Annotated in this window: 15 protein-coding genes; 11 read left to right on the forward strand and 4 right to left on the reverse strand. The window is 62.4% G+C overall.

The genetic code is table 11. The annotated features are described in order from the left end of the window. The first annotated feature begins 102 nt into the window (after nt 1-102). The 11 genes from mcpP (at nt 103) to ABI582_RS00175 (ending at nt 11,926) form a co-directional block, all read left to right on the forward strand. Complete coding sequence (mcpP, locus tag ABI582_RS00125; RefSeq protein WP_338747219.1) at nt 103-1,737, forward strand: methyl-accepting chemotaxis protein McpP; 1,635 nt, start codon at nt 103-105, stop codon at nt 1,735-1,737. Between the two features lie 211 nt (nt 1,738-1,948). After that, entirely contained in the window at nt 1,949-2,515 is a 567-nt protein-coding gene (gene pnuC / locus ABI582_RS00130; RefSeq protein ID WP_338747218.1) for a nicotinamide riboside transporter PnuC, read from the forward strand. Next, entirely contained in the window at nt 2,512-3,081 is a 570-nt protein-coding gene (locus ABI582_RS00135) for an AAA family ATPase (protein WP_442118005.1), read from the forward strand. The genes pnuC and ABI582_RS00135 overlap by 4 nt, the downstream gene beginning before the upstream one ends. A gap of 297 nt (nt 3,082-3,378) precedes the next feature. Further along, nucleotides 3,379-3,819 (forward strand): hypothetical protein, encoded by a 441-nt coding sequence (locus ABI582_RS00140; protein ID WP_442118006.1) that lies wholly within the window; start codon nt 3,379-3,381, stop codon nt 3,817-3,819. 1 nt (nt 3,820) lies between these two features. Continuing rightward, nucleotides 3,821-4,399 carry an adhesin gene (locus ABI582_RS00145; protein ID WP_442118007.1) on the forward strand — a complete coding sequence of 193 codons (579 nt, stop codon included), beginning with the start codon at nt 3,821-3,823 and terminating at the stop codon, nt 4,397-4,399. A gap of 50 nt (nt 4,400-4,449) precedes the next feature. Continuing rightward, entirely contained in the window at nt 4,450-5,901 is a 1,452-nt protein-coding gene (locus tag ABI582_RS00150; RefSeq protein WP_049273408.1) for a hypothetical protein, read from the forward strand. A gap of 61 nt (nt 5,902-5,962) precedes the next feature. Next, complete coding sequence (locus ABI582_RS00155) at nt 5,963-6,643, forward strand: C39 family peptidase (protein WP_234225162.1); 681 nt, start codon at nt 5,963-5,965, stop codon at nt 6,641-6,643. A gap of 45 nt (nt 6,644-6,688) precedes the next feature. Further along, nucleotides 6,689-7,441 (forward strand): hypothetical protein, encoded by a 753-nt coding sequence (locus tag ABI582_RS00160; RefSeq protein ID WP_442118008.1) that lies wholly within the window; start codon nt 6,689-6,691, stop codon nt 7,439-7,441. Nucleotides 7,442-7,487: 46 nt separating this feature from the next. Then, on the forward strand, nt 7,488-8,765 hold the full coding sequence (locus tag ABI582_RS00165; protein WP_338747214.1) for a hypothetical protein: 1,278 nt from the start codon (nt 7,488-7,490) through the stop codon (nt 8,763-8,765). A gap of 136 nt (nt 8,766-8,901) precedes the next feature. Further along, nucleotides 8,902-11,103, forward strand: a complete 2,202-nt coding sequence (locus ABI582_RS00170; protein WP_442118009.1) for an LTA synthase family protein — start codon at nt 8,902-8,904, stop codon at nt 11,101-11,103. A 94-nt stretch (nt 11,104-11,197) separates the two neighbouring features. Next, the gene (locus ABI582_RS00175; protein ID WP_442118010.1) at nt 11,198-11,926 is read left to right on the forward strand and encodes a DUF899 domain-containing protein; all 729 of its coding nucleotides are present in this window, start codon (nt 11,198-11,200) and stop codon (nt 11,924-11,926) included. 160 nt (nt 11,927-12,086) lie between these two features. Here ABI582_RS00175 and ureG read toward each other — a convergent pair whose 3' ends face one another. Genes ureG through ureE form a run of 4 tightly spaced genes read right to left on the reverse strand, consistent with a single transcriptional unit; the run spans nt 12,087 to nt 14,457 of the window. Then, the gene (gene ureG, locus ABI582_RS00180; protein ID WP_049277655.1) at nt 12,087-12,710 is read right to left on the reverse strand and encodes an urease accessory protein UreG; all 624 of its coding nucleotides are present in this window, start codon (nt 12,708-12,710) and stop codon (nt 12,087-12,089) included. 11 nt (nt 12,711-12,721) lie between these two features. Then, complete coding sequence (locus tag ABI582_RS00185; RefSeq protein WP_442118011.1) at nt 12,722-13,396, reverse strand: urease accessory protein UreF; 675 nt, start codon at nt 13,394-13,396, stop codon at nt 12,722-12,724. Then, entirely contained in the window at nt 13,396-13,941 is a 546-nt protein-coding gene (locus ABI582_RS00190; protein WP_338747210.1) for a HupE/UreJ family protein, read from the reverse strand. The genes ABI582_RS00185 and ABI582_RS00190 overlap by 1 nt, the downstream gene beginning before the upstream one ends. An 18-nt stretch (nt 13,942-13,959) precedes the next feature. Then, on the reverse strand, nt 13,960-14,457 hold the full coding sequence (gene ureE, locus ABI582_RS00195) for an urease accessory protein UreE (RefSeq protein WP_442118012.1): 498 nt from the start codon (nt 14,455-14,457) through the stop codon (nt 13,960-13,962). Between the last annotated feature and the right edge of the window lie 6 nt (nt 14,458-14,463).

Below are 14,463 nucleotides of genomic sequence, written 5' to 3' on the forward strand. Positions count from 1 at the left end.
AGACTATTACAAAGATAGCACTTAGCCATTAGTCGAGTGGGGGCCTGCCGTAAAGCATGCTTGGATGTTCCTCAATAAAAAGAACAATGCGGGAGCTCGTGGATGAAGACCCTGAGATCGATGTCGATCAGCCGTCGCCTGTGGCTGATCCTGGTGGTGGCAGTGGCCATGCTGGTGGTTCTGGGCCTGCTGATGCTGCGCCAGATCCATGGTGACCTGTACCAGGCCAAGGCGGAAAAGACCCGCCACGTGGTGCAGACCGCGGCCGGTGTACTGGCCTATTACCAAGGGCTGGAAGCGGCCGGCGCACTCACCCGCGAAGCCGCCCAGCAACAGGCGCTGCAAGTGGTGCGAGCGCTGCGCTACGACCACGGCGACTACTTCTGGATCAACGACCTGGGGCCCAGGATGATCATGCATCCGGCCAACCCCAAGCTCGACGGCCAGGACCTCTCAGCCATTCGCGACCCCGACGGCTTTGCCGTGTTCAACGAAATGGTCGCACTGGCCCGCCAACAGGACGCCGGCCCGGTCAACTACCGCTGGCCCAAGCCCGGCGCCAGCGAGCCGGTGGCCAAGACTTCCTATATTCAGCTGTTCAAGCCGTGGGGCTGGATCATCGGGTCGGGTGTGTACGTCGATGATGTGCAGGCCGAATTCGTCCGCCAGTTGCGCGATGCCTCGCTGGTGGGCGTGGGCATTGCCCTGCTGATGGCGCTGATGGTCATGCTGATTGCCCGCAGCATCGCCCGCCCTTTGCAGGAGGCCGTGCAGGCGATGGGCAACATCGCCAGCGGCGAGAGTGACCTGACCCGACGCCTGGATACGCATGGCCGTGACGAAATCACCCACCTGGGTGAGCACTTCAACCGCTTCAACGGCAAGCTCCAAGGGGTGGTTGGCCAATTACAGGGCGCCGCCCATGCGTTAGCCCAATCCGCCGGGCACGTTGGTGACAATGCGGGGGCCGCACAACAGCACAGTGCCCAGCAATCGCTACAGATGGACCAGGTGGCCACTGCCGTGAACGAGGTCACTTACGCCGTGCAGGACGTGGCCAAGACCGCCGAACAGGCCGCCGGGGAAATGCGCACCGCGCAGCAGCAGGTAGCGCATGGCCAGCAAGCCATCCATGGCAGCCTGGCGCAGATCGATCGGCTATCGCTGACCATCGACCAGGCCGTGCAGGTGATCCGCGACCTGGCCGGGCACAGCACGCGCATCGGTGGCGTGCTGGACGTAATCCGCTCCATCGCCGAGCAGACCAACCTGCTGGCGCTGAACGCAGCCATCGAGGCGGCACGGGCCGGCGAACAAGGCCGCGGCTTTGCCGTGGTCGCCGACGAGGTGCGCCTGCTGGCCCAGCGCACAGCGCAGTCTACGGCCGAGATCCATACCATGATCGAGCACCTGCAAAGCCAGTCGGACGCGGCGGTCAAGGCCATCGACACCAGCAGCGAAGCCTCGCGCCAGACCGTCGAGCAAGCCCGCGAGGCCGGCGCCAGCCTGGATGCCATCAACCAGGTGCTGAACAACCTCACGGCCTTGAATGCATCTATTGCCAGTGCCACCTTGCAGCAGGCGCATGTGGTCGAAGAGATCAACCGCAACGTACTGGATACCGCCGGATTGTCCCAGCAAACGGCCGACGCGGCACGCCAATCCAGTGATGCCGGGGCGGCGCTGGAGCAGTTGAGCGAGGAGCTGGAACAATTGCTGCGGCAGTTTCGGGTCTAGCCTTTGGACATCGACGCGGCCTTTGTAGGGGCGGCCTTGCGCCGCGAAAGGGCCGCAGCGCGGCCCCAGCAATCTATGTTTTGATGCCGAAATCCCGGGGCCGCTTTGCGGCCCTTTCGCCACGCCAGGCCGCACCCACAATGTGCGCTACAACTTGGCCCAATGACCCGCTACAATCTCGCCCCTTCCCCTAAGCCTCCAAGGATCGCCGATGTCCGGCCTTGAACTCATCGCCGCCGTCCTCGGCGTTACCGCTGTCTGGCTGACCGTCAAACAGAACGCCTGGTGCTGGCCGATCGGCCTGGTCATGGTGCTGATCTATGGCTGGCTGTTCTACGAGGTAAAGCTGTATTCGGGCATGTTGCTGCAACTGGCCTACGCCATTCTGCAACTGTACGGCTGGTGGCAATGGAAGCGCCCCGGTCGTGAGGAAGACGCCCGCCAGGTTTCCCGCCTGCAACGCCCGGCACTGCTCAGTGGCCTGGCTGCCGGGCTGCTGCTGAGCGCGGCGCTGGGCGCGGCCATGGCCAACTGGACCGATGCCGCCCTGCCCTGGCTGGACGCCACCCTCACCGGTTTCAGCCTGGTAGCGCAACTGTGGATGGCCCAGAAGCGCCTGCAATGCTGGCCGCTGTGGGTGGTGGTAGACATCGTCTATGTAGGCCAGTACCTGCACCAGCAGCTGTATTTCACCGCGGGCTTCTTCGCCGTGCTTACCCTGATTGCCGTGCGAGGCTGGCTGGAATGGCGCCGTGACCCGGCGTTGGTGCAGCCATGAGCGCAGAACAGGCCATGAAGGTACTGGTGCTGTGCGGCCCCGAATCCAGCGGCAAGAGCTGGCTCAGTGGCGTGATTCAGGCGCATTTCGGCGGCGTGGTGGTAGCCGAGTACGTGCGCCACTTCATCGAGCAGGAGTGCCGCGATACCTGCTACGCCGATATCCCCACCATCGCCCGGGGCCAACTGGCCTGGGAGGACCGGGCCCGCGAGCAGGCCCCACCGCTGCTCATCCTCGACACCCACCTGCTCAGCAACATGCTCTGGAGCCGCGCCTTGTTCGATGACTGCCCGCCCTGGCTGGAACAGGCATTGCTTGCACGGCGTTACGACCTGCACCTGCTGCTCAGCCCACAAGACGTGGACTGGGTCGCCGATGGCCAGCGCAGCCAGCCCGACCTCAACGACCGCCAACGGTTTTTCGACGACAGCCTGGCCTGGCTGAGGCGCCATGAGCAGGCCCACCAGATACTTGAGGGCAATTGGCCGCAGCGCCAATTGCTGGCCCTACAGGCGGTTGCTATGCTGCTTGATATCGATGCGCCAGCATGCCCCACCGAGTGTTAAGACACTGAAACACAGCAGTGGGGCAAAGCCCCCGAAAATGCGGGGGTTCCCCCCGTCTCGGGGTCAGTGTCAAGCCAGTGATACACCCCTGCAAAAACCCTTCCAGTCAAAGCCACTGCTGGCTTGCCCTGCAATACCCACGGCTACCTGTATCAACCTTGAGACAGAATACGCCGCAGATTCTCATCCCTTTACCTTAACCCGTTGATCTGCAAACGATTCTCAAAAGCGGCACACCTTCTGCTGTGTTGTTCGCATCGCTGAACAGGGCCAGCGCTCAAAGAAGGAGTTGCCGTCGTGAGGAAAAGTGACAAACGCCTCTATCACCTCGTACTGGTGGGTTGTGTATTGGGGTCACTGAGCCTGGCGGCCCAGGCGGACAACGGGATCATCATCATCAAGCGCGACGTGCAGGTGCGCAACGCGACGATCCCCCCCCTGATCCCTGACCCGAGCCCGACCACGGTCAACGCCAACCCTTCTGCCTACGTGCTCAAACAAACCAACGAGCTAAGTGATGGCGACTTCGCCAGCATCAGCAGCGGCGCCGGCATCAGCAACATGATCACTCAGCAGACCAACAACCTGGGCGGCAACCTGGGCAATCAGAACCAACTGCCCAACCTGTCGGGTGGTCGGGGCACGGGGGGATCGGGTAACGGGATCGCGAACATGGTCAACTCAAGTGTTCAGCGCGGGCTCGCTCCGTTGCAGATCCTGACTGGCGGGGGCAAGTGAGATGAAGCACATGCTGCTGATTCTGGCCACCCTGTGCAGTGCGCCAGCCCTCGCCGACTCGCCTGTTCCCGTGATCAATAACGCCAACATCGACAGCTCTGGCAGCCGCTATCAGGGCAACCTCTCTGTCAACCAGGCTGCGGGCGACAAGCAGCAACAGGTCAATGCGCGCGCCATCGCCGTGGGGCCTGAAGCAAACGCCAGCACGCAGATCCGGCAACGGCTGAACACGCCGGCCGACCCCGCAATGGATGCCCGCTCGACCATTCAGGGCAACGCCTTCAGCAACGGCAGTGGCGCACTGGGCGTCAACCAGAGCGCCGGGGCCAACACCCAGCAAGCCAACGCCCTGAGCATCACCCTCAGTGCTCAACCGCAAAGCATCGACGACAGCGTCCTCATGCAACAGAACGTGGCGCTGATCAACAACTCCGGAGCAACTGACATTCCAGCCGGCTATCGCCAGGTCACCACCAGTGACCAGGCATTCACCGGTAGCCGTGGGGTGATTCAGTTGAACCAGAGTGCCGGGGTGGGAAACCGCATGGCCAACACCTTGAGCATCCGGGTCGCGGATTGACCCAATCAGTTAAGAACAACACTTAACCTAATAAAGTACGGAGAATCACCATGAAACCCTCGATGGCAATCAAGCCTCTGGTTTTCGCAATTGCTGCGGTCATGGCTGTTGCTGTACAAGCTGGGCAAAACGATCGGCGTAATGACCACCATAACGGCCACCATAACAATGGTCAGCATACGCCTCCACCCACCAAAATCCCTGTGTATGCAACGGCCAATGCTATAGACACCCAAAGCAGCACCCGTAACACCATCACCAACCAAGGCACCATCAACGAAGCCGAGATGAGCGACTCGGGCCAAGGTTCCAGCGGTAACGTTGGTGTCAACGTGGCGGCCGGTAACGGCAACCAGCAGGACAACGCCGCTGCCATTGCCAATGCTGGCGCCGATTCGAGCCTGGATAACAGCTTCGTGTTCGGTATGGCCGACGCGACTGCAGACGTTCAGCAAACCAGCAGGAACAACCGAGTCGACAACTGGTCGACCCAGTCGTCGGCAGTGATGAGCGGCTCGGCCAGTGGGGCTGAAGGCAATATCGGCATCAACGTGGCCGGTGGCGACCTCAACCAACAGAAAAACACCATGGCAATCGCCAACTCCAATGCACCATTGGGTAATGCCACTGCCACCGCCTCTGCCAACCAGGATGGTCCTGGCCTGACCGTGAACAACGGTGCTGACCGCACCTATCGCGTCGACACGATCACCATTACCACCTCGGCAAGTGGTTCGGCCTCGCGTGATGGCACGTTCAACTCGACTGACGACCGCAGCTCGTCGTCGAGCTTCAGCGTGGCTGGCTCGCAAAGCGCCAGCAACAGTGGTTCGAGCGGCTGGAACTCCAGCGGTTCGAGCAGCTCGAACGCCAGCGGCTCCAACAGTTCCAGTGCAAGTGGCTCCAACAGCTGGGGCCTGAGCGGCTCAGCCAGTGGCAGCAACAGCTCGTCGAGCAGTGCCAACCTGAACGCTTCGCTGGATGCCGCCGCCAACGCTACGCGTACGCTCACCACCGATGATGGTCGTCGCGAGCGCACCCGCTCCAGCACCTTCGACGGTTCGCTGAGTGCATCGCTGGATGTATCGGTCGACAAGTCGCACGAAAGTGCATACGACTCGTCGTTCGAAAAAGCATTCGACTCCAACTACGACAAGTCGCGTGAATCGTCGTACGACAAGTCCAAAGAGTCTTCGTACACCAAGTCTCACGACTCTTCGTACGAGAATGCTTCGGCGTCTGAGTTCTCGAAGTCTGGCGAGAAATCGAAACAATCCTCGAACGACGTTTCGAAGAGCTACAGCGAAAGCAGCGCTTACGACTTGAGCAATACTGTGTCCTTCCAAGTGCTGACCCCGACCGGCTGGGCCAATCCTGTTACCAACACTGCAACCCTTAGCGGTTCGGTAAACGGTGGCAGCGGCAACCTGGGCGTGAACGTGGCAGCCGGTGTGGGCAACCAGCAGAGCAACTCGCTGGCCATCTCCAACACCTCGTTCTAAACGCTGCGCTTGAGGCCCCCTTCGGGGGGCCTTTCTTCAACACACCGTAAGGCGTCCGATCATGCGTATTTTCGCCTTGGCGTTCTTGCTGTGCCTGGCCAGCGTGAGCGAAGCTGCACAAATGCCGCTGTCCGTCCTGCCGGGCGGCGCCGTGGTGTTCAAACCCATCCAGAGCGTGCGCGAACGCAAGTTTGCCGACCTGGTGCAACAGAAAACCGACTTCAGCTGCGGCGCCGCCGCACTGGCCACCATCCTGCGCCAGGCCTACTGGCTGGATGTGGACGAACATCAGATTATCGAAGGCATGCTGGCCCACGCCGACCAGGACCTGGTGCGCACGCAGGGCTTCTCGATGCTCGACATGAAACGCTACGTCGAAAGCTTAGGCATGCGTGCCCGCGGTTATCGCGTAGCGCCCGACACCCTGCACAACGTGCGCATCCCGGTCGTGGTGCTGATGGATGTACGCGGCTACAAGCACTTTGTGGTCATGCAGAAGGTCGACAAAGGCTGGGTGTACGTCGGTGACCCGGTACTGGGCCATAGACGCTACAAAGTCGAAGACTTCCTCAAAGGCTGGAACGGCATCATCTTCGCCGTGATCGGCCAGGGTTACGACAAGAACAACATCCTGCTCGACCCGCCCCTGCCGCTGACCGCCAAGGGCCGCGTGGACAACTTCACCCCCGTGAAGGACAACGAGCTGCTGGACTTCGGCTTCATCAAAAGCGACTTCTTCTAACGACTGTTCTAATGACAAGGAGCATGATGCTCCAGGGAGCATTTCATGAAGACTTCATTGTGGCTGGCCATGGCCTGCCTGGCTGCCAGCCTGCCAAGCCACGCCGAGCCGTTGAAACCCATTGAACTGAAGGACCAGGAGCTGGCGAACCTGCGTGGCCGCTATGTGATGCCGGGACGCATCGTCAGCTTCGGCATCGTCATGAGCAGCACCTGGCAAAACGCCAAGGGCGACGTGATCGGGGCGACGTCCACGCTGCAGGTTCAGCAGTCGACCATCAAGCCCCAGTTCTATGTGTCGATGATTGATGAAAAAGGCACAGGTACGGCGCCGGGCGGTGCGCCTTCTGCCGGGACAGGCGTGGTCACGGGCGGCAATGGCCTTGCCACTACCGAGGGTGTGACCCAGGTGGTACGTGCGGCCGGTGACAACAACGCGGCCTACAACAACGTCGATATCAACGTCACCAAGGCCAACCAGGCCCCTGCCGTGCAACAGCAAGGCCAGGTGCTGGCCGCCGGCCAGACCCTGGTCGGGGAAAACGGCGCCGGCGCGCTCAGTGTGTCTTCCAGCGGTGTAGGTGTGCAGCTCAACATCAATGCCAGCAACAACCAGGGCAGCAGCGTGCAACGCCTGGCCCAGGGCGGCCTGATGCAGAACTCGACATTGCTCGGCAACGGCAACCGGGTCAGCAACATGACATCCTTGAATGTCGTCATGCGTGAGAACGTGCCGACAGCGGCTTCGCTCAACGGCAGCCTTGACCAGCTCAAAGGTCTCCGCACCTTCGGATACTGATCTACGCTCAGTCTCATCAAAAGTAGTTGGAAGGGACGGCAACTCCATGTACCGATCTTTTACGCTCAGAGCTTTTGTGTGTTTGACAACCTTGGCACCCACAGCACTCTACGCAGCCGCCGACCCACAGGTCGAAGCGCTGAAACAGGAACTGATCGAACTCAAACGCCGTTACGAGGCCCAGCAACAGGCGCTGATGGTACTTGAACAGCGCGTGCGCCAGGTCGAGGAGGCCCCGGCAGCAGCGCCGCCCAAACGCCTGGTCAAGTCCCCTGCCGAAGGGGTCAAAGGTGCTCAGACCGTCGCGTCAGGCACGCCGGGCGCTTCGGGCAGCTCATACGGCCAGGCGCTGACGGCCGATTCGGAGCCGGCGCAAAGCGTTTCCAACCTCTATGACGAAGCCAGCGGATTCTTTGGCGGAGGCAAGTTCAGCTTTGAAACGGGTGTTACCTACACCCATTACGATACCCGTGCGCTGACGCTGAATGGCTTCCTGGCGCTGGATTCGATTTTCCTCGGCAGTATCAACCTCGATCGGATCAAGGCGGACAACTGGACCTTGGACATGACTGCCCGCTATAACCTGGCGCAGCGCTGGCAGTTCGACATCAACGTACCCGTGGTGTATCGCGAGTCAACTTACTCCTCCGGCGGCGCTGGGGGCGCCGGGGCCAGTACCTCCGATGCAACCGTTACCCGCGACCCGGAAATCGGCGATATCAACGTTGGCGTGGCGTACAAGTTCCTCGACGAGGACGAGACCTGGCCTGACGCTGTTGCCACCCTGCGGGTCAAGGCGCCGACCGGCAAGGACCCGTATGGCATCAAGCTGCGGGAAGTTGACGGTAACAGCAACCTGTCAGTGCCGGACAGCCTGCCGACCGGCAACGGCGTGTGGTCCATCACACCGGGGATCTCGCTGGTCAAGACCTTCGACCCAGCCGTGCTGTTCGGCAGCCTGTCGTACACCTACAACATGCAGGACTCGTTCAGCGATATCAGCCCGCAGGTCAACAGCAAGGTGCCGGGTGACGTGAAGCTTGGCGACTCCTGGCAAATTGGCGGGGGTATCGCCTTTGCCCTGAACGAGAAGATGAGCATGTCATTCTCGGTGTCTGACCAGTTTGCCCGCAAGAGCAAGATCAAACCCGATGGCGGCGACTGGCAATCGATCTCCAACAGTGATTACAACGCGGCCAACTTCAACGTCGGCTTGACCTTCGCCGCCACCAACAACCTGACCATCGTACCTAACCTGTCCATCGGTCTGACCGACGATGCGCCTGACTTTTCCTTCAGCCTGAAATTCCCCTACTACTTCTGACACTTGCCCTCGGCCGGGCCCGCTTGCGCGGGCCCGGCTTTTGATTACCAGCCTTGTAGCAAACCGCTTTCCCTTCCCCGGCCTGTTATCATCCAGCACAGATGCATGACGATTTAATGGCAAAAGGGAAGTTTTTGTGAAGAACCTGTCAGACCACCCACGTACCCGGCTTGCCGCGTTGGCAACCCTGGTACTGGTGATCCCACTGGGTACGCGCGCCATGCTGGGCTGGTCCAACCCGCTCGGTTACCTGTCCGATCTCGCCCTCGGCAGCCTGCTGATACTGCTGCTGCACCGTCGGCCATGGTGGCTGGCCCTGCCCGTGCTGCTGGCCTGGGCGGCCCTGTGGGTGGCTTCCGCCGAGTTGGTAAGCGCCGTGGGCCGGTTACCCACCAGCGCAGACCTGACCTACCTGGTCGACCCGCAATTCATGGAGAATTCGACCGGTGGCGGCCTGGCCCATGCCTGGCTGCCCTTGACCATGGGTGCCGGCCTGCTGGTCTGGCTGGCCACCGCCTGGCGCAGCCGCAGCCAGCGCAGCATGCCGCTGCCACGCACGGCCTGGGCCATTCCGGTAGTGCTGTTTGGTGCCCATTGGGGTAGCCAGCAGCTGGCACCTACCGACGCCGACCAGTGGCGCCAATACAACCTCACCCACCAACTGATGTCGGCCGGGGTCGGCAGCCTGGAGCGCACGGTCGAAGGCTGGATGGGCCATACGCAAACGTTCACACCGCTGGCCAGCAGTGGCCTGACCCAGTCCGACCTGAACGGGCAGCGGCTGCTGGCCGGGCCAGGTAGCGCTCGCAACCTGCTGGTCATTACCGTGGAGGGCATCCCCGGTGCCTACCTGCGGCCCAACCGCCAGGCCCTGCACAGCCGCTTTGACGAAGATCTGATGCCCAAGGTCAGTCAATGGGCCGAGCGCGGCATGAACACCCCGGATTATGTGCTGCATACCCACCAGACCATCCGCGGCCTGTACGCGATGCTGTGTGGTGATTACGACAAGCTGGCCAATGGCACGCCAAAGGGCGTAGAGCTGCTGACGCAGAACGAACGCAACCAGGCCTGCCTGCCAGCGCAAATGCGCCAGGCCGGTTTCACCACCCACTACCTGCAAGGTGCCGGCCTGCGCTTCATGGCCAAGGACCGCATCATGCCGCATATCGGCTTCGACTCGGTGCATGGGCTGGAGTGGTTCCGCAACAAGAACTACCTGGACTTCCCCTGGGGCAAGGATGACCGCGCCTTCTTCGAAGGTGCCCTGGACTACGTCGGCCAGCTACAGAAACAAGACAAGCCGTGGATGCTGACCCTGCTCACCGTGGGTACCCACCAGCCGTACTCCGCGCCAGCCGAATACCTGAAGCGCTATGACACGCCAAAACAGGCAGCGGTCGCCTACCTGGATGACGCGCTCGGGGCCTTCTTCGACAACCTCGAACGCCAGGGCGTACTCAAGGACACGCTGGTGGTGGTGACCTCCGACGAGTCCCATGGTATCGACGGCGTGCGCCTGGCCTCGTCCTGGGGCTTCAACCTCACCCTGGCGCCGGAGCAGGCGCAGTTGCCGCGTATCAAACGCGGCACCTATGGCCATATCGACCTGGCCACCTCCGTGCTCGACTACTTTGCGCTGCCCATTCCCATGGCGCTTGGCGGCCGCTCGCTGTACCGCGACTACGACACCGGCCGCGAGATGATTTCCTACACCAACGGCATGCTGCGTTACCACAACGGCCAAGGCGTGTTCACCGAGTGTGACTTCCAGCAACGCTGCCGACGGTACGCCAGCGAAGGCTTCATTGCCGATCAGGCCCGCTACCTGGGCCCGGGCGACAGCCTGCTAGGCCAGCAGATCGGCGCCCTGGCCGGGGTGCTCGACCAGTCACTGCTGCAAACCCCGCTCAACCTGCGCTACCAGTTCGGCGGCCCTTCGCCGATCAAGTTGCGCAAGCGCATTCACGATGACTGGGCCGACAACCTGATCGGCGCCCAGTACCTGGAAATGCCAGGAGGCTCCCATACCCGTGTGCGGGTCAAGGTGCGCTCGCTGGACCCCAAGCGTGTGGCCTACATCCAGCTCAAGGCCAAGCAACTGGAGCAGGACGTACCGTTGGGCTTGCCTGCTGAAGTGAAGGTCACCGCCGACGAGCCGCTGGTAATGGAGTTCAGCTTTGACAACCCGACCGAGCGCAAAGCGTTCTCCTTCCACTTGCTGGGCTACGGCGGCGGCAAGGTGGAGGTCAGTGACTTCAGCGTGATCACCGCGCTGCCCGGCGAGGAAGACCCGGCGGATGAACTGACCGAGGGGCATATCGCCCATTCGGGCTGAGCGCCTTACCGCTCATCACCCGGCCACCGGTGCCTGTCGATTCGACCTGGGCGTGCTCGACTAGTGTGTGAATCCCCATCGTGGAGACAGCACCATGAGCACAAGCGAAAGCAGGCACCCGGTGGTTTCACGTAGCCAGTGGCTGGCGGCCCGCCAGCAACTGTGGCTGCACGAAAAAGCCTTTACCCACCACCGCGACGCGCTGGCAGCAGCCCGCCGCGCCCTGCCCTGGGTCAAGGTCGAGCGCAACTATCAATTTCAAGGGCCGGACGGCGAACTGAGCCTGGCCGACCTGTTTGCGGGGCGCAGCCAGTTGTTGCTTTACCATTTCATGTTCGTCGAGGGCTGGAGCGAAGGTTGCCCCGGCTGCTCGTTCCTGGCCGACCATTTTGACGGTGCCAACCTGCACCTGGCTCACCACGACGTGTCGCTGGTGGCGGTATCGCGGGCTCCGTATGCCGAGTTCCAGGCGTTTCGTAGACGCATGGGCTGGCAGTTCCGCTGGTACTCGTCACACGGCAGCGGGTTCAACGAAGACTTTGGCGTCAGTGTCGGCAGCGCGGGTGAGCGGCAGTACAACTATGAGCCGTATGAGGGCAGTGAAATCGAATTGCCCGGTTTGAGTGCGTTCTACCGTGAAGCGGATGGCAGCGTGTACCACACCTACTCGACCTATGCCCGCGGGTTGGACATTCTGGTCAATACCTACAACTTCCTCGACATTGCGCCACAGGGGCGCAACGAAAGCGGGACCATGGACTGGGTGCGGCACCATGACCGTTACGAAGGGCAGCCAGACAAGCCACATTGCTGCCACAGATGATCGAGGCAAGGCACGGTCGTTGTAGGAGCGGCCTTGTGCCGCGAAAGGGCCGCAAAGCGGCCCCGGCAATCTGTGTTGAATTTGCGATCTTGGGGCTGCTCTGCAGCCCTTTCGCGGCGCAAGGCCGCTCCTACACAGACCGCGCATGGCTGTCAGCTCTTTAGCAGCGCACACCCAGCATCCCGCGCTCGACGATAAAATCGATCACCGCCTGCAACCCCTCACCCTTCTTCAGGTTGCTGAAGGTCCACGGCCGCTGCGGGCGCATGCGCTGAGTGTCACGCTCCATCACTTCCAACGAAGCCCCTACATAAGGCGCCAGGTCGGTCTTGTTGATGACAAGGAAGTCCGATTTGGTAATGCCTGGGCCGCCCTTGCGCGGTATCTTCTCGCCTTCGGCCACGTCGATCACGTAGATGGTCAGGTCGGCAAGCTCCGGGCTGAACGTGGCGCTGAGGTTGTCACCGCCGCTTTCGACGAAGATCACCTCCAGGTTGCCAAACTTGCGCGCCAGCGCCTCGACGGCCGCCAGGTTCATCGAGGCGTCTTCGCGGATCGCCGTATGCGGGCAGCCGCCGGTTTCCACGCCCACAATGCGCTCGGGCTCCAGGGCGCCGGCCTCGGTGAGGATGCGCTGGTCTTCCTTGGTGTAGATATCGTTGGTAACCACGGCGATCTGGTAGTGGTCGCGCATGGCCTTGCACAGCGCTTCCAGCAGTGCAGTCTTGCCAGAGCCGACCGGGCCGCCGACACCGACGCGCAGGGGTTGTTGATAGCTTTGCATGTAGGCAGTCCTCAGGAACGGAACAAACGGGTGTATTGGGTTTCGTGACGCGATGAGGCAATGGCCAGTAATGGCAGGCCGCCACCGAGCTGGTCGTCGCCCAAGGCCAGTGCCTGATCGAGGGCCGCGGGCAAGCCGGTGCTCAGGTCGCGCAATAAGGTCTGGGCAGCCTGCTGGCCGAAAGGCACCAGCTTGACCCCGGCCATGACCGCGCCCTCCAGCCAGGCAAAGGCATAGCCAAGGGCCAGCTGGCGCAGCGGGATTGCCCAGTGCACAGCCAACCAGGCCATACCGCCCAGCTGAGTCAGTTCGAGGCTGGCGCGCCAGGCCGAGGCCTGGCCCAATTGCCAGCCGTCAAGCAGCCGCGCAAACGCCGCGCCACGTTGTTGCTCTTCAAGGCGCAGCTCGGTGGTCTCGCGGTTGGCCAGCAGGAAGCGGCTCCAGTGGGCGAACGTCGCGGCATTTTCGGTCTGGCAAGCGTGGTACAGGCGCGCCAGCAGCGGCCAGTCGAGGCAGGCCAGGGTGTCGTCGACCTGCTCGCGCTGCCAGGCAGCGAAACCGTCCACGCCTTTTACCCAGCCCGCCTCCACCGCCCACTCCAGGCCTTGCGAGTAGGTGAAGCCCCCCACCGGCAGGCCGGGGCTGGCCAGCTGCAGCAGTCGCAGCAATGCCATGTCGCTGTCCATCAACCGGCCAGCACCAGCGCGGCGCCGGCCAGCAAGCCACCGCCAAAGGCCTTCTGCAGGCCACTGTGACGGCGCAACAGGCAACCGACCGCAAAGCCCGCCGCCAGCAGCAGGCCGCTGACCGTGACAAAGCCGGCGCTGAATTGCCAGAACGCACTTGGCGTCGCTTCTACGCCATGGGCCCAGCCATGGAACAGGGCGAACACCGGCATGGCCATGGCCAGCAGCAACTGACGGCTCGGCAGCAATACCGCCCCGCCAGCCACCAGCAGCGACAGGGCGATCAAGGTTTCCATGCCCAGCACGTCACCAAACAGGTGGCCACACACTGCCCCGCCAAACATCGCCGCCAGGGTTGCCAGGGGCAGTGTCAGGCTGCGCCCGGTCAATGCAGCGAGTACCCCGGTGCCTAGCAGCATCAGCAGGTGGTCAAGGCCGGTCAGCGGGTGCAGCAGGCCGTCCTGCAGCGGGTTGCTGTCATGGCCAGGGTGGGCGAAGGCTGGCAGGGCCAGCATCAGCAGAAACAGGGCGAACGTCTTTTTCATAGGTTGCTCCAAGGCAGTTCAGGAATGGGCAGGCAGGCGCACGAACGGGTGATCGTGGCCGTGGGCATGGCTGTGGCCGTGCGGTGCGCTCTGATACGCCCCGGCTTCAGGCTCGAATGGTGCCTGTTCCGCTTCTACCGTCAGGCCCAGGCCACGCAGCATGTCGTCCAGCACATGGTCATGCTGGAAGCGCAACAGGCCAGGCTCGATCTGCAGGGGCACGTGGCGGTTACCCAGGTGATAGGCCGCACGGCAAAGCAGGTGCGGATCGGCGCAGCGCACCGTCGACACGGCCTCGGGCGCCGCCAGTACGCGAATCAGCTGGCTGCCTTCGGCATCGGCAAGCAGTTCACCGCCACGCAACAGGTGGCCGCGCTCGAGCATAAGCCCGGCTTCGCGCCCATCGTCCAGGGTGACCCGCAGGCGGCTCTTGATGCGGCTGTCCACGTCCAGGGTGACGGTGCCGCTTACAGCAAGCGTGCCGGGGTCGGTGATACGGCGGTTCAAGACAATCATGGGTGC

It is taken from the genome of Pseudomonas sp. SAS7 (assembly GCF_052112345.1).
Lineage (GTDB): Bacteria > Pseudomonadota > Gammaproteobacteria > Pseudomonadales > Pseudomonadaceae > Aquipseudomonas > Aquipseudomonas putida_Q.

Coding starts and splice junctions, on each gene's coding strand:
- ABI582_RS00175 (WP_442118010.1), top strand. CDS start 11,198: ATGAGCACAAGCGAAAGCAGGCACCCGGTGGTTTCACGTAGCCAGTGG.
- ureE (WP_442118012.1), bottom strand. CDS start 14,457: ATGATTGTCTTGAACCGCCGTATCACCGACCCCGGCACGCTTGCTGTA.
- ABI582_RS00190 (WP_338747210.1), bottom strand. CDS start 13,941: ATGAAAAAGACGTTCGCCCTGTTTCTGCTGATGCTGGCCCTGCCAGCC.
- mcpP (WP_338747219.1), top strand. CDS start 103: ATGAAGACCCTGAGATCGATGTCGATCAGCCGTCGCCTGTGGCTGATC.
- pnuC (WP_338747218.1), top strand. CDS start 1,949: ATGTCCGGCCTTGAACTCATCGCCGCCGTCCTCGGCGTTACCGCTGTC.
- ABI582_RS00145 (WP_442118007.1), top strand. CDS start 3,821: ATGAAGCACATGCTGCTGATTCTGGCCACCCTGTGCAGTGCGCCAGCC.
- ureG (WP_049277655.1), bottom strand. CDS start 12,710: ATGCAAAGCTATCAACAACCCCTGCGCGTCGGTGTCGGCGGCCCGGTC.
- ABI582_RS00160 (WP_442118008.1), top strand. CDS start 6,689: ATGAAGACTTCATTGTGGCTGGCCATGGCCTGCCTGGCTGCCAGCCTG.
- ABI582_RS00135 (WP_442118005.1), top strand. CDS start 2,512: ATGAGCGCAGAACAGGCCATGAAGGTACTGGTGCTGTGCGGCCCCGAA.
- ABI582_RS00165 (WP_338747214.1), top strand. CDS start 7,488: ATGTACCGATCTTTTACGCTCAGAGCTTTTGTGTGTTTGACAACCTTG.
- ABI582_RS00155 (WP_234225162.1), top strand. CDS start 5,963: ATGCGTATTTTCGCCTTGGCGTTCTTGCTGTGCCTGGCCAGCGTGAGC.
- ABI582_RS00185 (WP_442118011.1), bottom strand. CDS start 13,396: ATGGACAGCGACATGGCATTGCTGCGACTGCTGCAGCTGGCCAGCCCC.
- ABI582_RS00150 (WP_049273408.1), top strand. CDS start 4,450: ATGAAACCCTCGATGGCAATCAAGCCTCTGGTTTTCGCAATTGCTGCG.